The 21,691-nt window shown below is 62.9% G+C and carries 19 protein-coding genes and 5 pseudogenes; 16 read left to right on the top strand and 8 right to left on the bottom strand.

The features are described from left to right. Positions 1-249 precede the first annotated feature (249 nt). Positions 250-1,266, bottom strand: a pseudogene (locus PD284_RS24365) (site-specific integrase). 408 nt (positions 1,267-1,674) lie between these two features. Here PD284_RS24365 and PD284_RS26910 point away from each other — a divergent pair. The 6 genes and pseudogenes from PD284_RS26910 to PD284_RS24395 all read left to right on the top strand — a co-directional run. Further along, positions 1,675-1,788: pseudogene (locus PD284_RS26910) on the top strand (type II toxin -antitoxin system TacA 1-like antitoxin); the annotation flags it as partial. Positions 1,789-2,034: 246 nt separating this feature from the next. Further along, positions 2,035-2,295: a type II toxin-antitoxin system Phd/YefM family antitoxin gene (locus tag PD284_RS24375; RefSeq protein ID WP_274630928.1), complete on the top strand. Its 261-nt coding sequence runs from the start codon at positions 2,035-2,037 to the stop codon at positions 2,293-2,295. 3 nt (positions 2,296-2,298) lie between these two features. Next, positions 2,299-2,733 carry a type II toxin-antitoxin system PemK/MazF family toxin gene (locus tag PD284_RS24380; RefSeq protein ID WP_274630929.1) on the top strand — a complete coding sequence of 145 codons (435 nt, stop codon included), beginning with the start codon at positions 2,299-2,301 and terminating at the stop codon, positions 2,731-2,733. Positions 2,734-2,930: 197 nt separating this feature from the next. After that, the gene (locus tag PD284_RS24385) at positions 2,931-3,884 is read left to right on the top strand and encodes a DUF1403 family protein (RefSeq protein ID WP_274630930.1); all 954 of its coding nucleotides are present in this window, start codon (positions 2,931-2,933) and stop codon (positions 3,882-3,884) included. 2 nt (positions 3,885-3,886) lie between these two features. Further along, on the top strand, positions 3,887-4,573 hold the full coding sequence (scpB, locus tag PD284_RS24390) for an SMC-Scp complex subunit ScpB (RefSeq protein WP_274630931.1): 687 nt from the start codon (positions 3,887-3,889) through the stop codon (positions 4,571-4,573). Between the two features lie 327 nt (positions 4,574-4,900). Beyond that, complete coding sequence (locus PD284_RS24395) at positions 4,901-5,725, top strand: hypothetical protein (protein WP_274630932.1); 825 nt, start codon at positions 4,901-4,903, stop codon at positions 5,723-5,725. Positions 5,726-5,779: 54 nt separating this feature from the next. Here the strand turns inward: PD284_RS24395 and PD284_RS24400 are convergent, their stop codons facing one another. Then, positions 5,780-6,685, bottom strand: a complete 906-nt coding sequence (locus tag PD284_RS24400; RefSeq protein ID WP_274630933.1) for a LysR family transcriptional regulator — start codon at positions 6,683-6,685, stop codon at positions 5,780-5,782. A 195-nt stretch (positions 6,686-6,880) separates the two neighbouring features. On the opposite strand from PD284_RS24400, the gene PD284_RS24405 reads away from it, so the two are divergent. After that, positions 6,881-8,251, top strand: coding sequence for an MmgE/PrpD family protein (locus tag PD284_RS24405; RefSeq protein ID WP_274630934.1), 1,371 nt, complete (start codon positions 6,881-6,883; stop codon positions 8,249-8,251). Between the two features lie 69 nt (positions 8,252-8,320). Here the strand turns inward: PD284_RS24405 and PD284_RS24410 are convergent, their stop codons facing one another. Genes PD284_RS24410 through PD284_RS24420 form a run of 3 tightly spaced genes read right to left on the bottom strand, consistent with a single transcriptional unit; the run spans position 8,321 to position 11,444 of the window. Continuing rightward, a complete protein-coding gene (locus PD284_RS24410; RefSeq protein WP_274630935.1) occupies positions 8,321-9,715 on the bottom strand; it encodes an MmgE/PrpD family protein in 1,395 nt (464 codons plus the stop codon). After that, positions 9,712-10,398: a cysteine hydrolase family protein gene (locus tag PD284_RS24415; RefSeq protein WP_274630936.1), complete on the bottom strand. Its 687-nt coding sequence runs from the start codon at positions 10,396-10,398 to the stop codon at positions 9,712-9,714. Before PD284_RS24415 ends, PD284_RS24410 begins: the two co-directional genes overlap by 4 nt. Continuing rightward, a complete protein-coding gene (locus PD284_RS24420) occupies positions 10,395-11,444 on the bottom strand; it encodes a polysaccharide deacetylase family protein (RefSeq protein ID WP_274630937.1) in 1,050 nt (349 codons plus the stop codon). Before PD284_RS24420 ends, PD284_RS24415 begins: the two co-directional genes overlap by 4 nt. A gap of 148 nt (positions 11,445-11,592) precedes the next feature. On the opposite strand from PD284_RS24420, the gene PD284_RS24425 reads away from it, so the two are divergent. The 8 genes and pseudogenes from PD284_RS24425 to PD284_RS24460 all read left to right on the top strand — a co-directional run. Continuing rightward, positions 11,593-12,513 (top strand): LysR family transcriptional regulator, encoded by a 921-nt coding sequence (locus PD284_RS24425; RefSeq protein WP_274630938.1) that lies wholly within the window; start codon positions 11,593-11,595, stop codon positions 12,511-12,513. A gap of 211 nt (positions 12,514-12,724) precedes the next feature. Then, positions 12,725-14,053, top strand: a complete 1,329-nt coding sequence (locus tag PD284_RS24430) for an MFS transporter (protein ID WP_274630939.1) — start codon at positions 12,725-12,727, stop codon at positions 14,051-14,053. A gap of 83 nt (positions 14,054-14,136) precedes the next feature. Then, the gene (locus tag PD284_RS24435; protein WP_274630940.1) at positions 14,137-14,823 is read left to right on the top strand and encodes a DUF2848 domain-containing protein; all 687 of its coding nucleotides are present in this window, start codon (positions 14,137-14,139) and stop codon (positions 14,821-14,823) included. Between the two features lie 83 nt (positions 14,824-14,906). Next, positions 14,907-16,064, top strand: a complete 1,158-nt coding sequence (locus tag PD284_RS24440) for an acyl-CoA dehydrogenase family protein (protein ID WP_274630941.1) — start codon at positions 14,907-14,909, stop codon at positions 16,062-16,064. Next, positions 16,064-17,209 carry a CaiB/BaiF CoA transferase family protein gene (locus PD284_RS24445; RefSeq protein ID WP_274630942.1) on the top strand — a complete coding sequence of 382 codons (1,146 nt, stop codon included), beginning with the start codon at positions 16,064-16,066 and terminating at the stop codon, positions 17,207-17,209. The genes PD284_RS24440 and PD284_RS24445 overlap by 1 nt, the downstream gene beginning before the upstream one ends. After that, positions 17,209-18,066 carry an HTD2 family dehydratase gene (locus tag PD284_RS24450; protein ID WP_274630943.1) on the top strand — a complete coding sequence of 286 codons (858 nt, stop codon included), beginning with the start codon at positions 17,209-17,211 and terminating at the stop codon, positions 18,064-18,066. Before PD284_RS24445 ends, PD284_RS24450 begins: the two co-directional genes overlap by 1 nt. Next, a complete protein-coding gene (locus PD284_RS24455; RefSeq protein ID WP_274630944.1) occupies positions 18,063-18,860 on the top strand; it encodes an HpcH/HpaI aldolase/citrate lyase family protein in 798 nt (265 codons plus the stop codon). The genes PD284_RS24450 and PD284_RS24455 overlap by 4 nt, the downstream gene beginning before the upstream one ends. Positions 18,861-18,897: 37 nt before the next feature. Continuing rightward, positions 18,898-18,975, top strand: a pseudogene (locus PD284_RS24460) (electron transfer flavoprotein subunit beta/FixA family protein); the annotation flags it as partial. A gap of 25 nt (positions 18,976-19,000) precedes the next feature. Here PD284_RS24460 and PD284_RS24465 read toward each other — a convergent pair. After that, positions 19,001-19,994 (bottom strand): annotated as a pseudogene (locus PD284_RS24465) (ISL3 family transposase); the annotation flags it as partial. Positions 19,995-20,098: 104 nt separating this feature from the next. Here PD284_RS24465 and PD284_RS24470 point away from each other — a divergent pair. Further along, positions 20,099-20,398, top strand: a pseudogene (locus PD284_RS24470) (helix-turn-helix domain-containing protein); the annotation flags it as partial. Positions 20,399-20,467: 69 nt separating this feature from the next. On the opposite strand, the gene PD284_RS24475 reads toward PD284_RS24470, so the two are convergent. Next, positions 20,468-21,316: an IS3 family transposase gene (locus PD284_RS24475; protein WP_338036695.1), complete on the bottom strand. Its 849-nt coding sequence runs from the start codon at positions 21,314-21,316 to the stop codon at positions 20,468-20,470. Continuing rightward, the gene (locus PD284_RS24480; RefSeq protein WP_274630945.1) at positions 21,265-21,615 is read right to left on the bottom strand and encodes a transposase; all 351 of its coding nucleotides are present in this window, start codon (positions 21,613-21,615) and stop codon (positions 21,265-21,267) included. The genes PD284_RS24475 and PD284_RS24480 overlap by 52 nt, the downstream gene beginning before the upstream one ends. Positions 21,616-21,691 lie beyond the last annotated feature (76 nt).

Consider the following 21,691-nt stretch of genomic DNA (forward strand, 5'->3'; position numbering starts at 1 on the left):
CGAGCTGGAGGGCATCAGCCCTGGTATTGGAACACGTCGTGCCGACGATGTTTTCCAGAAGTCCTGCCAGGAGCCGGCCGTTTAGTGGAATGTCTTGCGGAGGGCAGCGGTCAGCTGCGCGATGACCGACGTCTTGCAGCACAGGTGACGCGCGCGGCCCACAGCAGGGCGGCTTCGCGCGCCTGCTCGCGTGTCTGTAGAGCGTGGATGAAGTCGTCGGGCGGTGCGAGCCGGGACACGGCGCGCCTCCTACAGGCCAGCGGCCTTGGTGAGGTTGATGCGGAAACGGTCGCGGTTGCGCTGATAGCGGCGCGTCATCTCGGCGGAGGCGTGGCCGAGCTGCTTCTGAACGTGACGCTCCTCGACGTCGGCCGAGGTGGCGAGGCCGGCGCGCAGCGAGTGGCCGGCAAACAGAATGGCGCGCTGGCCCTCGGCGAGATCTGCGCGGACGCCGGCGTCCAGCGCCGTGCGCTTGACCAGGCGCGCCACCTCCTGGTCGTTGAGGCGGTTGGCGCCGACCTTCTTGCCGTTGCCGGTGACCCGACGAAACAGCGGGCCATGAGCGATGCGCGCGAGCGCGAGCCAGGTCTCGAGCGCGACGACCGGACAGGTCAGATCGGACGAGCCGCGGCCGATCTCGACTTCGCGCCAGCCGGTCTTGCCTTTAGGGGTCAGCAGGGCGCCCTTGTCGAGGATCTCGATCCAGCCGCCGCTATCTTCGGTCTGGTCGGGGCCGCAGTCGAGCGCGACGATTTCGGAACGGCGCAGGCCGCCGGTGAAGCCGATGAGCAGGATGGCGCGATCGCGCAGACCGCGCAGTGTGGCGCGATCCAGCGTCTCGAGCATGGCGAGGAGGTTGTCGGGCGTTACCGCTTCCTTCTGCGCTGACGGCCGGGCATGGGTGTTGCGGATGCCGGCCATCACGGTGGCGATGTAGCGGTCCTTGCGGTCGAGCGGGCGCCGCGTTGCGCGTAATTCCAGGCCAGCGCCGACGGACGGCGCTCGATGGTCGCCTCCGCTGCGCCCCTTGCCGGCCGTGCCGGAGGCGAGGGCGGTGATGTAGAGCCCGACGCTTTGCGGATCGGGTGTCAGCAGGTCGATGCCATGCCGGTGGCACCAGGCTGAGAAATATCGCCAGTCGGCGGCGTAGGCGCGGCGGGTGTTGGCCGCGCTGGCCGCATCGACGTAATCGCGGGCGCGATCAGCGAGCCGCGCCAGATGCGGGGAGAGGGGAGGGGAGGCGGGCGCCTCGATGGATGCGCCCATGCCATCACGCAGTCGATGACGTCGGGCAGGTCCGTCGCGTCGGGCGCGAGAGGGGTCGCAGTGGGGGCAGGGGCGGCCTTGAGGCGGTCGGCGTTCATGTTGGACTCTTAGCCCGATTTGGGTGGCGAAGGCGAGAGAAAGGGGGCGGCGGGCGGCCGGAGCATGGCAGCAAGCGCCCCAATGGATAGCTGATAGCTACCAGCTAACAGTCGCATAGCAGAGAAACTGGCCGCTAGCGACAAGCTATCTGGTAGCTACCAGATAGCCGTTCTGCTGGCCGTTGAGACACGTGGTTTGGACGGCCAAGCGCGTTTCACGCTATGCTGAAAGGAGAGGGAATGACGGAGGTGGCCATGCCCGGGAGAGCGGTCGCAGCGAACGGCTGAACCTGCTGCGCGGCAAAAGGCAAGGCTGGTGCGTGCGGCCGCGCTGGTGCATGCGCATCTGACCGCGTTTGTCATCTGCGCGGCTCTGCGCGAGGCCGAAGCGGTGATTCAGGAAGCCGAGACGATCGAGGTCTAGGAGCGCTATTTTGTGCGGATTATGGAGCTGATGGACAATCCACCGCCGCCCGATGACAAGATGCGTGCCGCCATTGGCAGCCCGCCGGATGATGTATGAGCGTTCCGGTAGGGCGTACTGTGGATGGCCGCTAGCTGATGGCCGCCGGATAGCCGTTGGCTACCAGATAGCTTGTCGGCACAGAATTTGCCTATTTTCTCCAATATCGCTATTATATAGATTATCGGCTTAGTAAGGAGCAAGGCGATGGTGACGATCACGGCCGTTGAGCTGCAGAACCATTTCGGTCGCTACCGCGATCTGGCGCAGAGGGAGCCCGTCTCGGTGACGCATCACGGGCGCGAAAGCATCGTGGTGCTGGCGGCGGACGAATACAAGCGGCTCAAGGCCCTCGATACGCGGCAGGCATTTTATGCCCACGAGTTGCCGGACGAGCTCGTGGCGGCATTGGACAAGGGATACGCGGGCGCGGCAACACCAGACCTCGACCATCTGCTGAAGAAATAGACCGTGGAGTTCGAACCGAAGCCGGGTCTGGTGGTGCGCTACGATTTCCTTTGGAAAGCGGAGAGCGCGAAGGGCCTGGACAGCGGCAAGGATCGGCCGTGCGCGATCGTCCTGACGATGGCCGAAAAGCCGGATGGGTCAAAGGACGTGCTGTTGTGCGCTATCACGCATTCGCCACCGGGCAAAGATGAGACGGCAATTGCTGTGCCGCCGGCGGTGGCCCGGCATCTCGGTCTTGACGATCAGCCGTCGTGGATCAAGACCGATCAGGTGAACGTGCTGCGGTGGGAGCGGGGCCGCATTCCCTATGGCATCAGTCAGGCCCGCAAGGGCGCGTGGGCCTACGGGATGCTGCCGCAGGCGCTAGGCCGGCAGGCGTTTGAGCAGGTGCGGGCGAAGGCGCGCGGGCGCCAGCTGCAGACGGTGAAGCGGGATTAGCGGCGATGAGGATCGGTCTGCGCGGGGCCTCTCAGCGCGCGAACCGAGAGCTTTTCGGCCGGGATTTTGCGCCGTTCGGCCCGTCTCTGCGAAACGACCGATAAGCCAAGATTATCGCTCGTTTTTATCCACCGACACCCCCGGCGCTTTGAGCGCTTTTTGTTGACCTTAACCGCCGCGCTTGGCTACGCTCGGATATGGATTCGCAACCTTCCGAGACCGCCACAGGCGTCCCCGTTCCGCTTCAGTATCCGATCGCCGCCTGGCTGCGGCCGGGGCGGATCGGTCTGGCGGAACCGCCGTTTGCCGCGGGCATCGCCCTGAAATCGCTTGACGATCTTGTCCGCTCCACGCCCGCCTGGGCCGGCTGCTGGCGCGCGCGTCAGGCCCTCAAATGTGCCGCTGTCGCGGTCCGGCTGATGGGGCGGAACGAGGACGCGGCCGCGTTGCGTGATGCCGTTCTGCTGACGGCCGCCGGTGACGATCCGGGTCCAGCCGGCAGGATGTTTTTCGCTTATAAGAAACTCGCCACGCGGGAACCCGCCTTTTCCTCGAAAGCGGTGGCTGAGCTTGCCGATCTGTTGGGGCTCGCCTGGGACGATCGGCTGACCGCGGCCGTCGACTATGCCGACAACGCGCTGCAATCGGGCCGCCCGGCGCCGTTTGCTGCGGCGGACCTGGTCACGGCCATCCATGCCGTGCGGCCGGATGCCGAACCGCTCGCCTGGATGCTCGCCGATCTGCTGATCGCCGCGCTGCTGAAATGGGATCTTGCCGTGCCGCTGCTGATGGCCGAGCGCTATGGGCCGGCCTTCAAGACGCTTGGGGGCAGGGGCCGTGTGCGCCCGGGGGAACCGGCCTTCGCCCGCGCCGTCTGCCTTGCCCTCACCGAGGCGACAGGCGCGGCCTTACGCACCGCCGGCGAGATTGCGCGGCGCGCCGAGACGCTGCGTGCCGCCGCACCAAAGGTTCGCACGAAACGCGCCGGCGCCGTCATCCAGGTCCTGCTTAATGAGGACGCGGTGGCCGCCTCGGCGCCCGGCAGCAATCTCTCGCGCTGGGCGGCGACCCGGCTGTTCGACAGGCTGGAAGGCTTTGGCGCCGTGCGCGAACTGTCCGGCCGCAGTTCGTTTAGGATCTATGGATTATGAAGATGAGCGAACCGGAGACGGCCGGCACGCGACGAGGCCGCAGATCCACATCGGAGGACAAAGTCCTCCTGGATCGGGAACTGTCCGACCTGCCGCCGGACTTGCGCTGGCGCGAAAAGATGCTGCGGGTCGAAGCCGTGATCTTTGCTTTGGCCGAGCCGGTCAGACGCGAGACGCTGGCGCGCGTCGTTGGCAAAGAGTGCAGCATCGACCTGCTGATCGACGACCTGCAGGAAGAACTCCGTGACCGGCCCTATGAGATCGTCTTTGTCGCCGGCGGCTGGCAGCACCGAACGCGTTCGCGTTTCGCCGTTCCGATTAGGGCGTCGCAGGCGTCGACGCGGAGTGCGGCGCCAGCGCTGCCCGACTTCGAGGCCATGGTGTTGATGGCGATCGCCTATTTCCAGCCGCTCACCCGCGGTGACCTGTCGAAAATCTTCGGCAAGGAGGTCAGCCGCGACACGATCGCCAGCCTGCGCAATGCCAATTTCCTCGCCTCTGGCCCGCGCAGCCCGACGCCCGGCGCGCCCTATACCTATGTCACGACAAAGCATTTCCTCTCCGCCTTCGGCATGCAGACGCTGCGCGACCCGCCCGACATCGAGGCGCTGGAGGATGCGGGGCTCCTCAGCCGAAAGGTTGAGCAGGGAGACGCGTTGTTGACCGGAGTGGAAAGTGACGAGACGTGAGACGACTTGATCTCGTCACGTCCGGAATCCGGGGGCCTGCCGCATTTCTAGTCGGCTTCTGCCTCAACTTTGAGTGACAGTTCAGGACTGGCGCCTAGCACCACCGCGTGAGTGCGGCAGGTCTGAATTGTAATGTGCGAAATGTCTCCGGGCGAGGGAAGCTCTTGAGGTATCTGTTTCCTGCGGTTCAGGCAGTTCCGGCTAACGTTCACCGGTAGTTACCAGTGTCTTTCCAGCGCAACCGATTATTCTTTCGCCAGGCAACTGGCATGTCTTGACCGTGATCCGCGCCAAGGGCGGCGCGGCGTCCTTCAAGAGGAGTAATCGATGTTCGATCTGAAACAATTCGTGCCGGTTGCGATGGCCGTCGGCGTATTTCTTTCGGGAGCAGCCTATGCCGGCGCGGCGGAACAAGGCGAGCGTGTGGTAAGCCTTTCTTTCAGCGACGGGAGGCCGGACGCCGTCGGCCTTGCCGCGGTAAACGAGCACCTCGGCAAAGTCGGGGTGAGGATTTCCGAGGTGCCTGGCGCGAAGCAGGCCCTACCGATCCTCGAAGCGTCGAAGTCGCGCGCCCTGGATGAAGCCGAACAAAAGGAGCTGCTGTCGATATTCTCGTTGGACCGCGACGGTCTGCTCGACGAGATACGCAAAGCCGGAAGAAAGCCTGCGGTCGATGGAGGCGGAGCGCTGTCCATTTCGGAAAAGGACGTTCCGCCTTATCCGAAGATCTACGACATGAAAGCGCTGGACAGCGATACCGTCACCTTTCTGAAGAAGAAGTTCGGCCGCCTGCACGTCAACAGCGCCGACTCGGGGCACGGCATCGACGAGATCATGACCATCGTTTCCGGCGGACCCTACACCTGGTTCTTCGTCTTGCAGGACAATGCCGTCGCCAAGGTCAGATTCAGCGCGGTGGAGGCGGGTCAGCCTGCCTGGCGCATAAGCTATCCCGGGCTTGTTCCTCACGGAGGATATTTCGACGCGGAGCATGGGCTGGTCGTTGCCCATGCCCATGGTCCGGCAACCTTCGTCATGCGATATGAAGCGCTTGGCATTGCCGGGGCCGAAACCCTTGACGACAATCCCTGGATCGATTTCTCGGTCGATCCTCCGCCGCTCCTCGAAAAGGCGAAGAGCACGGGCAACTGACCCTTTCCGTCCTAACGCTTCAGCCGTCACCAAACCGGGTGTGCAGCCGAAGCATCAGGCTTCCGCACCAGTCTTGTCCTCCAGAAACTTCGCCAGGAAATCCAGAAAAACCCTGAGCTTGAGCGGGATGTGACGGCGCGAAGCATAGATGGCGTAGATGGATGCGGTCGGCGTTTTCCAGTCATCGAGAATCCGAACGATGCGTCCGTCGGCCAGCTCCTCCCGAATATAGGCATTCGGCAGCAGTCCCACGCCCAGTCCTTCCACGACCGCCTGCCGCACCGCAATGCTGGATGTGGCTGCAAAACGGCTATTGATCGGAATTCGCGCGGTATCGCCATCCTTGCTGAAAATCCATTCGCCGGATCGATCTGACAGCGAATAGCTGAGGCATCGATGGCGGACGATATCGGCCGGGATCAGGGGTGTGCCTCTCGAGGCGAGATAGGAGGGGGCAGCGCAGACCGTGTGCGGCAGGTCCGTCAGCTTCCTGGCTATAAGGCTTGAATCTTCGAGATGATTGCTCCCGCGGATGGCTAGATCATAGCTGCCATCGACGATGTCCACCTTCCGGTCGTCCATATCGAGCTGGAGATTGATGTCAGGATAGGCCGCCAGGAATCCCTGGACCATCTTGAGCAGGCATAGGAGAGAGAACGAATGTGGAGCCGCGACGCGCAACAGACCGACGGGGCCGTCGTTGAGCTGCTCGATCGCCCGGTCGGCGGTCTCGAGCTCATCAAGAATATGACCGATACGATCAAAATAGATCAGTCCGGCTTCCGTCAGACTGATCTGGCGGGTTGTGCGGTGAAACAGCCTCGTGTTGAGACCTGCTTCGAGTTCCGAGATGTTCTTGCTGACTGCCGCGCGCGACAGCCCCATCCGATCAGCGGCTCTTGCGAAGCTGTGGGCTTCCGCAACGGCTCGAAACACTTTGAGGGCGGTCAGTTTGTCCATGGGCTCACCGGATTTCCATGGCAACAGCCTATGCCCGGGCTGCCGGACAGGATCAATCCGCTCAGCGCCGGTGTTTCCTGCAAAACAGCTATAACCGGCTCGGACTATCCACCGGCGGCGAACAGCACATAGTCTTCGAAACAGAGCAAGGATCCGGCCAGGTCGAACGGCCTTGCCGCAGGAGGGATCACTTTCATGACGCAGGATACGATCGAGGACTTCGCGCGTCATGTGCGCGGCACACGTTTCGAGGATCTTCCCTCTCATACGGTGGATGCGGCGCGCCGTTTCATCCTCGATGCGATAGGCGTGGGGCTTTCAGGCAGCCGAGGGCAATTGGCGCAGGAGTTGCTGGGCTGCGCGCACGGCTGGGGCGGCGCCGGGCCCTGCCGTGTTCTTGCGCGGACGGATCGCTTCCCGGCTCCTGTCGCGGCCATGTTGAACGCCTGTCAGATACACAATTCCGAATTCGACAGCCTTCACGAAAAGGCAGTGGTCCACGCCATGACGGGAACGCTGCCGGCGGCGCTCGCCATCGCGGACGGTCGAAGCGGGATTACCGGAAGGCAGTTGATCGAAGCAGTGGTGGCTGGTGTCGATATCGCCTGCGCGGTCGGGCTGGCAGCCAGGTCGCCGATGAAGTTTTTCCGGCCGGGTGTGGCCAACGGGTTCGGCGCCACGGCGGCGGCCGGCAAGCTGCTGGGGCTCGATGAACAGCAGCTGGTGGCGGCATTCGGTGCCTGCGTCGCGCAATCCTGCGGGTCGATGCAGGCTCATGAGGAAGGCTCCATGCTCCTTTCGCTGCAGGTCGGCTTCAACACGCGCAATGCCTTGCAGGCCTGCGATCTCGCCGCAGCAGGTCTGAAGGCGACGCAAGACGTTCTCGACGGCCGTTTCGGCTATTTCCGCTTGTTCGAAGACGTGGCCGATCCGCGGCCGGTCGTCGCCGATTTCGGCCGGATCTGGCGTATGGATGAAATGTCGCAGAAGCCCTTCCCGAGCGGCCGGGCCACGCATGGAGCCATCGAAGCCCTGATGCGGATCCGGGGGCGTCGGGATTTCTCCGGTGCGGACGTGGAAGGTGTCGTCATCGATCTCACCCCTGTGGCCAAGGGCCTGGTCGGACGCCCGGTCAAAGCCGGCATGGAAGCGAACTATGCGCGTCTGAGCCTCCTGTACTGCGCCGCTCGGGTTCTGGGAACCGGCGGGCTCACCATGGCTGATTTCACGCCCGCTGCCCTCGCCGACGAGACGGCACACCGGCTTTCGGAACGCATTGCCATCGGAACGCTGGAGGGGACCGGAATAGACGCCTTTTCTCCGGTTGCCGTGCGTGTCAGCCTGAAGGACGGCTCGCTACTTGAAGAGACGGTGACGAACATTCTCGGCCATCCGCGCAATCCGCTTTCGGAGGCGGCGCATCTCGGCAAGTTCCGCGCCAATTGCCGAAGTGTCGAAGCATATCTCCGGCAAGGCGCCGCGGATGGTCTGATCGAGATGATCGCCAATCTCGAGGATGTCGCGAACGTTCGACAGATCATGGACCTGGTCGAATCGCCGTCTTGAACAGGCTCATCCTGCTGTCGTGAAAAGGCCGCCCGGATTTTCAAGGCCGGGCGGCCGCTTCCGGCCGGTTCAGGCAGAGGCGAGGTCCAGCAGGGCGGTACTGCTTTCAAGTCTTTCGACCTGCCAGACCAGATCCATGAGCTTGCGCGACGTTGCCGGCGAAAGGACACCCTGCGCGCAGTCGAGAAACTTCTCTTCAAGCTCGGCGTCGGACATGGGGTGCTCCGGGCCGCCGCGATAACGATTGTCGGACATGCGGGAGATCCGTCGTCCGTCGGTGGTCAGAACCTCGATCCGGGAAAGAATGCGATCCTGCCCCATCATCTCTATCTCGCGATCGAACTGCGTGCGGACGCGGCGCTGCATTGCCTGCACTTGCGGCGAGCGGACGAAAGCGTCCGTGAACTCTTCCTTTCCGGCCCGCCCGCGGAGGATCATTGAGGAGAGCAGGAAGGCCATGCAGAACTTGCCCTCCAGTTCGGTCGTGGCGATCCGGTAGCGGATGGGGTGAAGGATATTGTTGGCCGCAAGGAGCGTGACGCTTTCGATATCTTCAGGCGTCAATGCGTTTTCCTTCATCACCGCCTTCATGAGGTCCATGGAGGGATGAGTCAGCACGCCGCACGGATAAGGCTTGATACTGATCCCCGGCGAGACGAGCACGAAAGGCTGGCCGAAGCGCCCGAGCACGAGGTCGGGATCGCCGCCGCGCCCGGCCACCGAGAGATAGCCCCATTTGCCGTCGAGCGCTTCGTCATTGAAGGTGAAGCCTTCCTTGACGAGCAGGGCGGCGGTCACGCCGTTCTCCGCCGAGCGCCCGACATGCATCGGCTTGCCCATCGTGCCGAAATTGGCCCTTATCCCCGCCGCCATGGAGGCCGCGCCCCCGATCGCGGCGCGGATGCCCTGAACGTCGAGGCCGATAAGTTTCGCCGCGGCTACGGCAGCCCCGAAGGTCCCGATCGTGCCGCTGGTATGGAAACCCAGATTGTAGTGGTCCGGATTGATCGCCTCGGCAATCTTGCACTCGACCTCCACGCCGGCAACGAAGGCGGTCAGCAACGCTTCCCCGCTTACTCCGCCCAACATTTCGGAAATGGCCATCACGGCGGCGAGGGGCGGAATTGTCGGATGCGTCAGCAGGCCGTAAGGGCGGTTCGGGCCCTCGGCGAGCTGCGTGTCGTCCCAGTCCATGGCATGGCCGGAGAGCCCGTTCCAGAACGCCGCCTGTGGGGCCGTCACGTGCAGGTTCGGATGGCCCACCACGCGGGCCGCAGGACTGCCGCCGATCTTTTGCAGGTAGCACTCGGCCACCGCAAGGGCATCATGCCGGCTTCCCGCCAGCATGACACCCAGCCCATCCACCATGCACCGCCGCGCAATGCGAACGACATCGTCCGGAATGTCCTTGAAGGAAAGATCTGCGGCAAAGCGCGCGGCATCTTCGGTGAGGGAAGTGGTCATCTCGACATGTCCTTTTGAAAGAGAAGTGCTTGCGGATTTTGCTGCCAAGCCTTGCAGATGCTGTCGATGTCGCTGACCAGGCCGAAGCGGGCCTCGACATTCCGCAGGCTGGCTTCGTGCAGATTTCGATCCCACGAGGCGCAGCCGTCGCGCGGCACGCACACGTAATATCCAAGCTCGAACGCTTCCCGGAACGTGCTCTCCACGCAGACATTGGTGGAGACGCCTGTCGTCACCACGCTGCGGATGCCGTGGGCGCGCAACAGCATGTCCAGGTCGGTGCCCTTGAAGGCGCTGTACCGGTGTTTGCGGATCCGGAGTTCGCCGCCAACTGGGGCCAGAGCGTCGATAAAGGCGGCGCCTTCGGTCTCGGCGATCGCGATCCGGTCGGAGGCGTAGGTCGAACGTCGGCGCTGGGCGAGCCAGGGTCCCGAATCGCTGCCGTGTTCCGGCAGCGTCCAGAAGCCGACATGACATACGAGGACACCCGCCGCCCGGGCGGAGTTCAGCAGCCGGACGAGGGACGGAACGATGGCCTGCGCAGCGCCAAGCGGCCGGCCGGCGGCGCTGGCCGCATAACCTTCGACGCAGAAATCGTTCTGCATGTCGATGATGACGAGCGCGCTGTGCGCGGGCGCAAAGCGTTCGGCGAAGTCTTCAAGGATTTCAGGCTGCCTGCTCACGATCGTCCTCCCGCGCTGAACCAGTCCGCGATATCCGACCCGGACATGAAGCGGACATCCGGCCTCTGCGCCAGCAGATCGACCATCCGCTGGAGGAACGGAAAGCGGTGCGGCACGCCCATCAGATGCGGATGCAATCCAATCCCAAGAACACGCGGCCCCACTTCGGGCAGCTCGTTGCCGATGCAATCGAGGGTCAGCCTCAAACGCGAAAACAGCTCGTCGGAGCGATGCCTTTCGACGGCGTAGACCACGCTGTCGTTCAATTCGAGCGAATACGGCATCGCAATGATGGGGCTGGAATGCGTTGACAGCCAGTTCGGCAGATCATCCAGGCCCCAATCATAGACATAGTCGATCGCGTTATCGGCGAGAATATCGGGTGTGGAAAGGCTCTCCCGCAAACCGGGGCTCAGCCATCCGCGCACCTTCTGGCCGCTGACTTCCCTTAGCCGGCGCAGGGACTGGGCGACGATTTCCCCTTCGCTCTCCGCCGCCTGGATGGAAGCCTGATGCGCGCCATGCCCGATGAGTTCCCAGCCTGTTTCGAGAATCGCGTCCGCGCAGGCGGGATAGGCGTCTATGACGCTCGCGTTGAGGCTGACCGAAACCGGAACCTCGCGTTGGCGGAACAGCCTCAGCATGCGCGGCAGCCCCACACGCAGCCCGTATTCCGCCCATGAGAAATTGGGAACGTCCGGAACATGGTCCGCCCCGTGCGGTGCCGTCAGCAGCTTGCGCGGCATAGGTCGGTCGAAGGGCCAGTATTCAACGTTCAATACAAAGTGGACGATAATCGGCTTGCCGTCCGGCGCAGGCAGAACCGGCCTTTGCCTGTCAAGGGCGAATTCGATCCGCGGGTTGGCCGAAAATCCATTTTTCGCTAGCTGCATGGGGTGGGTTCCAGGCGCGATGTTGATCGGACGATGATTGCGCCGGCTCGCCGGGCGGGGCCGGCGGAAAATCCGAAGCAGGCCGGGCGGCCAGGCGTTCCGGGGCAGATCGGCGCCTGGATGTCGTACCGTGAAGGCGATCGGGCTTACCACCGCCCGTTCCCATCAATCAGCTATGCCGAAATGATCTGCCTATCCGATGTCGGCCCGGATATACCCGGATTACGGCTGTGCTCTCGACAGAAGCGATGGATGGCAGAAATATGCGTTCCATAAAGACAAGGCGGGAAGGGTATCTCGGATGGAACTGCGCCAGCTTCGCTATTTCGTGACACTGGCCGAGGTGGGAAGCGTTTCCCGCGCGGCCGTCATCCTGAATGTTGCCCAACCCGCCATAAGTCGTCAGATACGTCTGCTGGAGGAAGAGCTTGCCGTCTCGCTATTTTACAGGACGGGACGAGGGATGGAGCTTACCGAGGCGGGCCATCTGCTGATGGCGCATGCCCCGGACGTGCTGTTGGGCCTGAAGAAGATAGAGAAGGAAATCGGCGAGCTACGCGGCATTGCGGACGGGCAGGTCGTTCTGGGTATTCCCCCGACCGAGGGGCATTTCCTGGTCCCGCCTTTGGTGCGCCGCCTTCGCGCGCAGCATCCCGGCCTCGCATTGAAGGTGATCGAGGCCTTTAGCGGGCATGTCAACGAATGGCTGGTCGGCGGCAGGCTCGATGTCGCTGTTTTCTACAAGCTCGCCAATATGCAGCAACTGATCACGGACGAGTTGCTGACGGAAGGCCTCTACCTCATCGGAAAAGGCGGCCTGCCCACCGACGATACGCCCATTGGCCTCGACGAGATCCAGTCGATGGAACTGATCCTGCCCAGCCGATCCCATGGCTTGCGCCATCTTGTCGAGCATGCGGCGACGCAGCGCGATCTGCGGCTCAATGTTACTCTGGAGGCCGATGCCCTGCTGACGATCAAGGCGCTTGTCGAAGCCGGCGAAGGCAGGACGATCCTGCCTTATCCCTCCGTACATCGCGAGATGGAGGCAGGCCGCCTCACTGCCCGCCCGATCCGGCGCGAGGACCTGTCGCGGACATTGCTGCTGGTGACCACGCGGCACCATCCGCTATCGCTGGCATCTCGCGTGGTCGTGCGCGAAATGCGGCTGCTGGTGCGGGATCTGGTTCGCAGCGGAGGCTGGCCCGGTGCGGTAATCTGAGCCTCCGCCGATTCCGGCCAGGGGCATAACGAACCGGCATAGCTGCTAGCGCAGGCGTTCCGCTTGCGCGAAGTTCGTCCTCTCCCCCACTGTGATACCGGGACCGGCCAAGGGGAACGTGCCGCGTCATTTATCGGGCAATCAACCATTTCAGGAGCGATCCCTCGATAGAGATTTCGCTCCCGATGCCAGTCAGGCGGAGGAAACAGCAATGACCGAAACAAATTTGAGCGGCAGCATCGCCGATGGGGCGCAGCCGCATGCCCAGAAAGCGGCCTCGCCGGGACGGCTGGCAGCCGCCAGCATGGTCGGCACGGCTCTGGAGTGGTTCGAGTTCACGCTCTACAATGCGATGGCCGCTCTGGTGTTCAATCAACTTTTCTTCCCGCAGTTCGACCCGGTCGCCGGCACCATCCTGGCATTTTCGACCTATGCGGTCGGCTACCTCTCTCGCCCGTTCGGCGGCTTCATCTTCGGACGCCTTGGCGATCGGCTCGGGCGCCGCGAAGTGTTGATGTGGACTTTGATCCTGATGGGAGGGTGTACCTTCGCCATCGGTCTGCTGCCCACCTATGAGACGATCGGCATCTGGGGCGCGCTCCTGCTGGTCATTCTGCGCTTCATCCAGGGCGTGGCGCTCGGGGGGGAGTGGGCCGGCGCCGTGTTGCTGACGGCGGAACAGGCATCCGACCGACATCGCGGCTTCCAGGCATCCTGGGCGCAGGTCGGAGCCATGGTCGGCATCTTCACCGGCATGGCAGCGCTGACCTTCTTCACCGCCTTCGTATCCGATGCCGCCTTCATCGAGTGGGGTTGGCGCGTACCGTTCCTCGCGAGCATTCTCATGGTCGTCTTCGGTATCTGGATCCGCAATGGCGTTCCCGAATCCGAGGAGTTCGAGAAGCTCGAAAAGGCGGGCGGGAAAGCCGAAGCTCCGATCACCGAAGTCCTGACCCGCAACCTGCGCGACCTGCTGGTCGCATCCGGCTCCCGCATCGGATCCGATGTCGTGTTCGGCTTCATGGTGGTCTTCTCGCTCGCTTACCTGACGCAGACTCTGGGCGTGGAGCGCCCGATAGCGCTCGGCGGCGTGATGCTCGGCGTGCTGGCCAACGGTCTGGGCTGCCTGGCATTTTCGGCCTTGTCCGATCGCCTCGGCCGACGTCCCGTCTATATTGGCGGAGCCCTTTTGTCGGCTGCCTGGGTCAGCATCGTCTTCATGCTGTTCGATACCCGCGACCCGGTTCTCATCACGCTTGCTCTCGTGGTCGCGCTCGTCCTTCACTCGGCCATGTACGGGCCGCAGGCCTCCTTTGTGGCCGAGCAGTTCAAGACGCGGGTTCGTTATAGCGGAAGCTCGCTGGCCTACACGCTCGCCGGCGCCGTCGGTGGCGGTGTGGCGCCCCTGATCTTCGCCACGCTGCAACGCCAGTATGGCGGCACGCTTCCCCTGAAAATCTATGTCTGGGCAACTCTCACCGTGACGATCGTGTCGGTGCTGGCCGCCAGGGAAACCGCCGATCGTCCCATGAAATCCTGATCAGGCAAGGTCGAAGCCGGCGCCGGCAGCGGCAAGGCAAGCTGCCGGCGCTCTTTCAAGTCTAAGGAGAAGAGGAGCAATCGATGCCTGTATTCAGAAAGATCAGGGCCGGTGGACATGAAGAGGTCATGGATGCGCCTATCGAGCGCCTCGTCCTGGGCGGGCTGACCGGATCGCCGGAATCGGTCAGGAAGCATCTTGCCGAACTGGAGGAAATCGGGGTGCGCGCGCCGAAGACCGCACCGGTGTTTTTCCGCCTGTCGGCCAATCTGGTGACGGACGCGTCGTCGATCCAGGTGCTGGGTTCGAAGACCTCGGGCGAGGTCGAGCCGCTGCTGCTTTTCCTGCCGGACGGGGTCTGGATCGGCGTCGGTTCGGACCATACCGATCGCGAGGCGGAGAAGATCGATATCAACCTGTCCAAGCAACTCTGCCCGAAGCCGGTCGGAACGGATATCTGGCCGCTCAGCGAGGTGTCCGACCACTGGAGCAGCCTGATCATCAGGAGCCATATCGTCGAGGAAGGCAGGCACGTCCTCTATCAGGAGGACAGCTTGGCGGAAATCCTGCATCCCGATATCCTGTTCGGCAAACTGCCCGAAGATTTCCGCTCCTTGCCTTCGGGCACGGCCTTCATGTGCGGAACACCGCCCGCGCGGGGCGGCATCAGGCCTGCTCAATGCTTCGAGATGGAACTCGAGGACCCGGTTCTGAAACGATGCATCCGGCATGCCTACGACATCGTGCCGCTGATCCACGAACGGTTCTGACCGGGCGGATCCGAAATCCGCCGCAAGCCCATTCCTGTCTCCATATCCGGACTTTCACTCACGATAGCTGAGGACGATTTCGCATGGCTACGACTCACAGATTTCCGGAACTCCGAGAGGCCATCAGAGCATTGTGCGCGGAGTTTCCGCCCGAGTATCATCGCCGGATCGATGACGCGCGCGGCTATCCGGAAGAATTCGTGGACGCGTTGACGAAGGCCGGGTGGATGGCGGCACTCATCCCTGAAGAATACGGCGGTTCCGGCCTGGGCCTGACAGAAGCTTCGGTGATCATGGAGGAAATCAACCGCTCCGGCGGCAATTCCGGCGCCTGCCACGGCCAGATGTACAATATGAACATGCTGGTCCGGCATGGTTCCGAGGAGCAGCGCCGGAAATACCTGCCGAAGATCGCGTCGGGAGAACTTCGCTTGCAGTCCATGGGCGTGACCGAACCCACGACGGGCACGGACACGACCAGGATCAAGACCACTGCCGTGAAGAAGGGGGACCGCTACGTCATCAATGGCCAGAAGGTTTGGATCTCCCGTGTCCAGCATTCGGACCTGATGATCCTGCTGGCCCGCACCACGCCGATCGATCAGGTAAGCAGGAAATCCGAAGGCATGTCGATCTTCATCGTCGACCTGAGGGAGGCCGCCGGAAAGGGCATGACCGTCCAGCCGATCCCCAACATGGTCAACCACGAAACCAATGAATTGTTCTTCGACAATCTGGAAATTCCGGAGGAAAACCTGATCGGCGAGGAGGGGCAGGGCTTCAGGTACATCCTGACCGGCCTCAATGCCGAGCGCACGCTGATTGCCGCAGAATGCATCGGCGACGGCTACTGGTTCATCGAGAAGGTGTCCGACTACGTCAGGGAGCGCACCGTCTTCGGCCGGCCCATCGGCCAGAACCAGGGCGTGCAGTTCCCGATCGCGGAGAGCCATATCGAGATCGAGGCGGCCAATCTGATGCGCTACGAGGCCTGCCGTCTCTACGATGCGCAGGAGCCATGCGGAGCACAGGCGAACATGGCGAAATACCTTGCCGCCAAGGCGTCGTGGGAAGCGGCCAATGCCTGCCTTCAGTTCCATGGCGGCTTCGGTTTCGCCTGCGAATACGACGTGGAGCGTAAGTTTCGCGAAACCCGGCTTTATCAGGTCGCGCCGATTTCGACCAATCTGATCCTGTCCTATGTCGCCGAACATGTCCTCGGCCTTCCGAGGTCCTTCTGATGGCGGGCAAAGCAGCTCTGCCGCTCGACGGCATTCGCGTCGTCGCCATCGAACAGGCGGTGGCGGCTCCGTTCTGCTCCTCGCGGCTTGCCGATGCGGGCGCCGACGTGATCAAGATCGAAAGGCCCGAAGGCGATTTCGCGCGCGGTTATGATGATGCGGCCCTTGGCGGCCAGAGCAGCTACTTCGTCTGGCTGAACCGCGGCAAGCAGTCGCTTGCGATCGATCTTGCGGCTGAGGAGGGCAAGCGCCGCCTTGCCGGCCTTCTGGCGGATGCCGACGTGCTGGTTCAAAATCTCAAGCCGGGCGCGCTTGGCCGCCTCGGCTTCGGTCCGGAAAAGCTGCGCCAGACCCATCCGCGGCTGATCGTCTGCTCGATCAGCGGCTACGGGGAGGCCGGACCGCTCGCCAGCCGCAAGGCCTACGACCTTCTGATCCAGGCCGAATCCGGCTTGTCGTCTGTCACCGGCGGACCGGAAGCGCCGGCGCGCGTCGGCATTTCCGTGGTCGATATCGCAACGGGGGCGACGGCTTATTCGGCCGTCCTCGAAGCGCTCCTGTCGCGAGCCGCGACGGGCGAGGGAGCCGATATCCGCATTTCGATGTTCGACGTCATGGCAGACTGGCTCACTGTTCCGCTTCTGCATCAGGAAGCCGGCAGGCCGCCGAAGCGCATCGGCATGGCGCATCCCTCGATCGCGCCTTACGGCGTCTTCAGGACGCGGGACGACAGGGATGTCCTCATCTCGATCCAGAACGATCGCGAATGGGCTAAATTCTGCACGGAATTTCTCCGGCAGCCGGAGGTGATACAGGATTCCAGATTCGCAAGGAACGTCGCCCGTGTCAGGAACCGCGCTGCTGCTGACGGGCTTGTGGCGGCGGCTTTTGCTGCACTTGACGAGGCTGAAGCGCACGGCCTCCTTGCAAAGGCCGACGTCGCCTTCGCCTCGGTCAACGACATGGCGGGCCTGGCGGATCATCCGCACCTGAGACGGATCACGGTCGAGACGGAAGCCGGTCCCGTTTCCTATCCCGCCCCTGCGCCGGTTTTTGTCGGCAAGCCGCGGTCCTATCGATCCGTGCCGGCGCTCGGCGAGAATACGCTTGCACCCCTCCTGCAAGCCGGCCGGAGGGCGAGATGATGACGCACAATGCGCAACTGGATGTGGAGCATCTCAGAGCCTGGATCGGGCGGGAAGAGAGTGCATCTGGCGTCATCTCCGCAGACCTGGTCCAGAAGTTCAATGCAACGCTGGACCTGCCGGGAGGAGTGCCCGTCCGGGGTGAGCCTGCGGCGTTGCTGATCCATTACTGCCTTGCGCAGCCTGCCGCGCCAACCGGCCTTCTTGGAGAAGACGGCCATCCGCAAAAAGGCGGCTTTCTGCCTCCCGTATCCCTGCCGCGCCGCATGTGGGCAGGCAGCAGCCTCGCATTCCATGGCGACCTGCATGTCGGCGATCTCGTTCGGCGGGTCTCGCGTATCGACGATATCGCCGTAAAGGAAGGCCGCTCCGGCACGCTTTGCTTCGTAACGGTCGAGCATAGGGTCGAGGTGTCCGGATCGCTCAGGATCGAGGAAACACAGAGCATCGTGTATCGCGGCGTGGCTCCGCCTCCGGATGCCTCGAAGCCGGCCGTTGCGGAACCGGCGCCGCGCGGAACCCACGTCCGGTCCGTCGCTGTTTCCCCGCCGCTGCTGTTCCGCTATTCGGCGCTCACCTTCAACGGCCATCGCATTCACTACGACCGGCCCTATGCTACCGAGGTGGAGCACTATCCGGGCCTGGTCCTTCATGGCCCGCTCCAAGCCACGCTGCTCCTGAAACATGCGACCGACCTCAAAGGTGAGCGCCCTTCGAGGTTCACCTTCCGGGGGCTGTCCCCGCTGTTCGCTCATGACAAGGTCAGTCTGCACGCGTCCGGCGAAGAGGGGCGGATGAAACTTTGGAGCATGCGGGAAAACGGCCCGCTGGCAATGAGCGCGGAGGCTGTCTGGTGACGGATTCGACGAATTTTTCCATACCGCTCTTCGTACCTGCGAACCGGCCAGAGCGGTTCGGGAAGGCGGCCGCATCCGGCGCCGATGCGATTGTCATCGACCTTGAGGACGCCGTCCCGGCCGATAGGAAAGATGCGGCGCGATCCGCACTGACGACTGATTTCACGGCCCTTCCGGTGCTCGTGCGGGTCAACGGCGAGGGAACGCCCTGGCATGCCGAGGACATGCGGGCCGTCGCACGGCTGCCTGCGCTCGCAGGCGTGATCGTCCCGAAGGCGGAAGCGGGCGGCGGGCTTGCGGATATCGCCCGGTCGAGCCACGTTCCGGTTATCCCGTTGATCGAGACGGCGAAAGGCTTGTCACATGCCCGGCAAATCGCCGCATTGCCCGGAATCGTCAGGCTGATTTTCGGTTCGGTTGATTACTGCGCTGATCTCGGATGCGCCCACACGCGCGAGGCCCTTCTTTCTGCGCGGTCCGAGCTTGTGCTTGCCTCCCGGCTGGCGGGGCTTCAGAGCCCGATCGATGGGGTGACGACTGCCATCGATGACGAGGGACTTGTCCAGTCCGATGCCTGCCATGCCCAGCAACTCGGATTCGGCGGCAAGCTCGCCATTCATCCCCGTCAAATCGGAGCGATCCGGGCCGGCTTCAAACCAGAGCGGTCGGCGATCGAATGGGCGAAAAGGGTTCTGGCAGGCGGTGGCGGTGCAATCGCCGTCGATGGCGCGATGGTCGATGAGCCTGTCCGCATAAGGGCGCGCGCTGTTTTGTCCAGGGCAGCGGCGGAATAAGCCGTCCCTCGTCTTTTTTCAACATAGGTCAAATCCCATGAAAATCTTGGTCCCAGTCAAGCATGTCGTTGACTACAACGTAAAGATTCGTGTGAAGTCCGACGGCTCGGGTGTCCCTTGGCACTTAAATGGGTTCTTCCTCACTTTGTGTGACTCAGCGGCAACATTCTGGCTTTCATGAGTTCTGGCCCGGCTCTGCCATACATGGCGCGCTTCAGGGTCTTGAGGCGATTGATCTGCCCTTCGGCTTGACCATTGCCCCAAGGCAGCTCGATTGCATTTTTCACTGCATGGATATCTCGCCCCAGAACGCTGGCGAACCGCATGATTGCCGTGAGCCCGGTGTCGATGGCATCGTCGATCCATTCATCCAGCGCCTCCGGATTTCGGCTGCGCAGAATTCCTCTGAAGCGCATGGCCAAGGCACGCATGGTGCGGAATGCTTCTGAACCCTGTTAAGGCATCGACCTTTCTTGCTTGGCGGGTCGTCAGCAGGCTGCGCGGCTTGATGCATAATGCAGCGACGGTATCGGCAGAAATGACATGGCCAGTCTCTGGATCACGGACAGGATCTGGGACCTCCACCTCAGGCGGAGGCACTTCTGGTCGGACGTTTTCGGCTTGGCGCCACACCTGCAAAAGACGCTCCAGATTGGAACGGCTTCCAGTGTAGCCCCGATTCTTGAGGTCGTGAAATAAGTGGCGTCCAAGGCGGTTTCCATTCTTCCAGCAATCAGCAAGGAATGCCTCGAAATACAAAGGCGATGTCGGATTCAATGCGGGCCGGTTTCTGTCCCTAGCCGCGCTTGATGTCAGCCAATTGGTGACGCTCCTGCGCTCATATCCAGTACGTCGTGCAATCTCACTGTAGGTGAGACCCTGCTGGCGTAGAGCCTGCAGCATCTCGAATGTTTCCTGGCGTGACTGTCTATGCGCCATGCGCGCACGGCGGTGTTTAGCAGTTGTGCTGGCAATAGCGTCTTCAGACAATATCGGTCTGACGTTGGCATGACCGTGGAGGTTCATCTGCTTCTTGATCGCGGCTCTGAGATTCTGAACCAGATGAAAGCGATCCGCCACCTGGCGGGCCTGAGGGGCTCCTTCTCTCGCTGCCTGAGCATAGAGTGTTGATTTCCGCCGAGAACTGACCCGGGATTGAGGGATTTTTCCATCGAGAAGTGACCCATGTTTGAACCCACCCCTGCTTGATGATTGCAGGGGACATTGGAGTGATAGACATGGCGTTACTGAGCGTTATCCGGCGCTGGCATTTGCGGGATGGACTTTCGATCCGGGAGATTGCGCGGCGCACGGGACTGTCGCGGAACACGATCCGCAAATACCTGCGATCCGACGAGGTCGAGCCCCGCTTTCGAGTGCCGGAGCGGCCGAGCAAGCTCGATGCCTATGCCGAGCGGCTGTCGGCCTGGCTGAGGACGGAAGCGAACAGGCCGCGCAAGCAGAAGCGCACGATCAAGCAGTTGCACGCCGACCTGATGAGCCTCGGCTATGAGGGCTCTTACGGCCGTGTCGCCGCGCGTGACTGTGTCAATCGGGGCGCGCAAAGTTGACCCCGGATTGGAGTGCGCCCCTTGAAGGCGACAGGATCAGGCGGCGGTTTTGACAGGGTGCCGGGCGTGTTGATCCTCGAACTGCTGCGGGCTCAGATATCCGAGCGCCGAGTGTAGCCGGCGCTCATTGTAGACTTGGTCGATGAAGCGCGGAAGGTCGGCGGCGACGTCCGCGAAGCTCTCGTAGGCCATCGGGTAAACCGCCTCGACCTTCAGCGTCTTCATGAAGCTCTCGGCCTTGGCGTTATCGTAGGGATTGCCCCGGCGCCCCGTCGAGCCGACGAAGCCGTGCTGCGCGAGCACCTGGCGATATCGCCCCGCTGCGTATTGCGAACCCCTGTCGGTGTGATGGATACAGCCTGGAGGCGGTCTCCGCTTCTCGATGGCCGATTGCAGCGCCGCCAGCGTCAGCCGCACGTCGATCGACCGAGCGATCGCATAGCCCACTACCTTGCGCGACCAGGCGTCGAGGATGACGGCGACATAGGCGAAGCCGGCCGGGATCGCGACATAGGTGATGTCCGCGACCCAGAGCTGATCTGGGCCGTCGGGCACGATCTCTTGCGCCAGGTTCGGGAAGATCGGCAGGTCGTGATCGCCATCGGTGGTGGCGACATAGCGCCGGCGCCGGCGAGGCTGAAGGTCATGCTCGCGCATCAGTCGTCGCAGTTTCTTGTGGTTGATGACCATGCCCTGCTGGCGTAGCGCGGCCTGCATGCGGCGATAGCCATAGGCCTCGAAGTCGTCGGAGATCGCCATCATTCGTTCGACGAGGGCTGTGTTGTCGAAGCTCACGGCCGGGCGGCCGTAGAAGGTCGAGCGTGCGATTCCCATCAGACGGCATCCTTCTGCGACGGAGATGCCCCGGGGCCGGTGATCACGGATGTAGTCGCGCTTCTCGGCCGCGGTCCGTGCTTCAGAGCCCCCTTTAGAAACTCGATCTCCAGAGCCTGCCTTCCGACGAGCCGTTCCAGCGCGGCGATCCTGGCCTCGTAGACCTCGATCGCGTCCGCTACAGCGGCGTCCTCGTCAAATACTCCGGCTTCGAATTTCTGGATCCAGATGCGGATTAGGTTCCGCGACAGATCATGCCGCCTGGCGAGGCAGTGGAGCGTCTCGCCGGCAAGATACTCCTGCACGATCTGACGCTTGAACTCGATGCTGTGGGTGCGATGTCGAACCATGGGCTTCCATCCTTCGAAAGCCCGGCCAACCGGTCAATGCCCTTCCATCAATCTGTCCGCCCGCAGGGGCGCACTC

This window comes from Mesorhizobium shangrilense (assembly GCF_028826155.1).
In the GTDB taxonomy this organism is placed as follows: Bacteria; Pseudomonadota; Alphaproteobacteria; order Rhizobiales; family Rhizobiaceae; genus Arvimicrobium; species Arvimicrobium flavum.